The sequence below is a fragment of the Nocardia sp. NPDC060220 genome (assembly GCF_042727815.1).
In the GTDB taxonomy this organism is placed as follows: domain Bacteria; phylum Actinomycetota; class Actinomycetes; order Mycobacteriales; family Mycobacteriaceae; genus Nocardia.
Genome location: NZ_JBHWZY010000947.1, coordinates 1 through 2483 on the forward strand (window position 1 = coordinate 1; position 2483 = coordinate 2483).

Here is a 2483-nt window from a genome sequence, read left to right on the forward strand (position 1 = left end):
CACCTGCGGTCCGCCCCACGACGGCGCGCTCAGCGCGACGACGTCGGCATTGAGTTCGTCGATGTCGATCAGCGCGTACGGCGCCGCGCCGAACGCGTCGGCTACCAGCAGTCCACCCACGTCGTGGACCCGATCGGCGGCCACCCGGACACCGGGCGCCGACCCGACGATCGGTGACGCGGCGGTGAGCGCCACCAAGCGCGCGGTCGGCCCGATCAGCTCCTCGAACTGCCACGACGGCATCTCGCAGGTCTCGATCTCCACCTCGGCCCAGCGCACGTGCGCGCCGTAGCGGTTGGCGATGCGCAGCCACGGGGCGACGTTGGCCTCGTCGTCCAAACGGGAGAGCACGATGCCGGTACCGAGTCCGAGGCGTGAGCTCAGCGATTCGGCCAGCCAGGCCAGCAGAACCGCGCGATCGGGACCGAGGACGACGCCGGCCGGATCTCCACCGACCAGATCGGCGACAGCTTCCCGTGCGGCGTCGAGGATCGCGCCGCTGCGCGATGCCGCACCGTGGCGGCCGATGTGGGAAAACGAAGAGGTGCGGAAACCCGTTGAGACGGCACGAGATACCGAATCGGGAACCAGCATCCCCGCCTGCGGGTCCAGATGGATCCAGCCGTCGCCCAGGGACGGTATCAGGCCCCGAACCCTCGCGACGTCATAAGTCATGGTGGCCACTTTAAGGGCAGGGGGCCTCCCGGGGTAACCGCGTGGGGGTTTTAGCGCGAACCCGGCGCACACGCAATGATGGGGATATGACGCACTCGGAGGATGTCCCCGAATCCATCGTCGTGATCGGTCCCGACGGCCGTCCACTGACCGTGCCCGCCGACGCCGACAACGCGTCCGCGTTCACCGCTCAGGTCGTGCCGGACGACGAGAAGGCCGCGAGCGAGTCGGCGGAGTCGCTGACGGACATGGTCGAGCAGCCGGCCAAGGTGATGCGCATCGGCACGATGATCAAGCAGCTCCTCGAGGAGGTTCGCGCCGCACCGCTGGACGACGCCAGCCGCTCGCGCCTCAAGGAGATCCACAAGTCCTCGGTGCGTGAGCTCGAACAGGGCCTCGCCCCGGAACTGCGCGAGGAACTCGAACGCCTCACTCTCCCGTTCACCGACGACTCGGTGCCCTCGGACGCGGAACTGCGCATCGCTCAGGCTCAGCTCGTCGGCTGGCTGGAGGGCCTGTTCCACGGCATCCAGACCGCTCTGTTCGCCCAGCAGATGGCCGCCCGCGCTCAGCTGGAGCAGATGCGCCAGGGTGCGCTTCCGCCCGGAATGCACGCGGCGGACGCCAAGGCAGGCGGCCATGTGGGCGGCGGCCAGTACCTGTGAACCCCCCGAGTCTCTTGTTCGCGGCCCGCCTCGATCTGGAATGAGTGGAGGGTGCGACGAAGGAGTACCCGGAGGGAGGCGAGATCGAGGCCCCTCGGGGCCACGACACCCGGCGCCAGCCGGAAAACAACACTGTAAGGTCGGGGACCGTGCCCGCCGCTGCCGCCCGTCCTGAATCGGTCTCCGATGAGGGTGACGTGCGTACCGAAGAGAGCCCCGTGCATTCTGACGACATTCCCGCCGACGCGGCGCTAGCCGAAGTCGCCGCTGCTGAGCACACCACCGATGCGCCGCTGCTGGTGAAGACGCCGATGGTGTCGGATTCGCAGACCTTCGGGCGTGCTTTCAAGGACATGCGCGACGGACTACACCAGCGCGAGCTGTGGTTGTCGCTGGGCTGGCAGGACATCAAGCAGCGCTATCGCCGGTCGGTGCTCGGTCCGTTCTGGATCACCATCGCGACCGGTTTGCAGGCGCTGGCGATGGGCCTGCTGTATTCGACATTGCTGGGCCAGCCACTCAGTGAGTATCTGCCGTATGTGACCGTCGGCCTGATCGTGTGGAACGTCATCAGTGCCTCGATTCTCGAGGGCTCCGATGTGTTCATCGCCAACGAGGGACTGATCAAACAGTTGCCCTCGGCGCTGAGTGTGCACGTGTATCGCCTGGTGTGGCGGCAGTTCCTGTTCTTCATCCACAACGCCGCGATCTACGCGCTGCTGGTGGTGGCGTTCTCGATCTGGCGTGACCTGGATCTGTCGTTCCTGCTGGTGTTCCCCGCGATCCTGCTGCTGTTCCTCAACGCGATGTGGGTGACGATCGTCTTCGGCATCTTCTCCACCCGCTACCGCGATATCGCCCCGATCCTGGGCTCGATGACGCTGATGCTGTTCGTGCTGACGCCGGTGATGTGGTCGACGAAGGCGCTGGAGAACTCGGTCGGCGGGGCGGGCGACCGCGCCAAGCTCCTCGAGATCATCCCCACCTATCACTACCTGGAGATCGTGCGCGCTCCCCTGCTCGGTGAGCCGTCGCAGTGGCATCACTGGGCGATCGTCGGTGCGATCACCGTCGTCGGCTGGGCTGTCGCGATCCTGGCGCTCAAGCAGTACCGTGCCCGCGTCCCGTACTGGGTTTAGGAGC

The 2483-nt window shown here is 66.7% G+C and carries 3 protein-coding genes; 2 read left to right on the forward strand and 1 reads right to left on the reverse strand.

What is annotated here, in order from left to right; all coding sequences use genetic code 11:
* The coding region (locus tag ACFWF3_RS32080; RefSeq protein WP_379317559.1) for an aminotransferase class V-fold PLP-dependent enzyme at positions 1-675 on the reverse strand (675 nt) is incomplete at its 3' end.
* Between the two features lie 86 nt (positions 676-761).
* Between ACFWF3_RS32080 and ACFWF3_RS32085 the strand changes: the two genes are divergently transcribed.
* Together ACFWF3_RS32085 and ACFWF3_RS32090 are read left to right on the forward strand one after the other, a co-directional pair.
* Positions 762-1340 (forward strand): bacterial proteasome activator family protein, encoded by a 579-nt coding sequence (locus tag ACFWF3_RS32085; RefSeq protein ID WP_328658496.1) that lies wholly within the window; start codon positions 762-764, stop codon positions 1338-1340.
* Positions 1341-1651: 311 nt separating this feature from the next.
* A complete protein-coding gene (locus ACFWF3_RS32090) occupies positions 1652-2479 on the forward strand; it encodes an ABC transporter permease (protein WP_379317561.1) in 828 nt (275 codons plus the stop codon).
* The last annotated feature ends 4 nt before the right edge of the window (positions 2480-2483 follow it).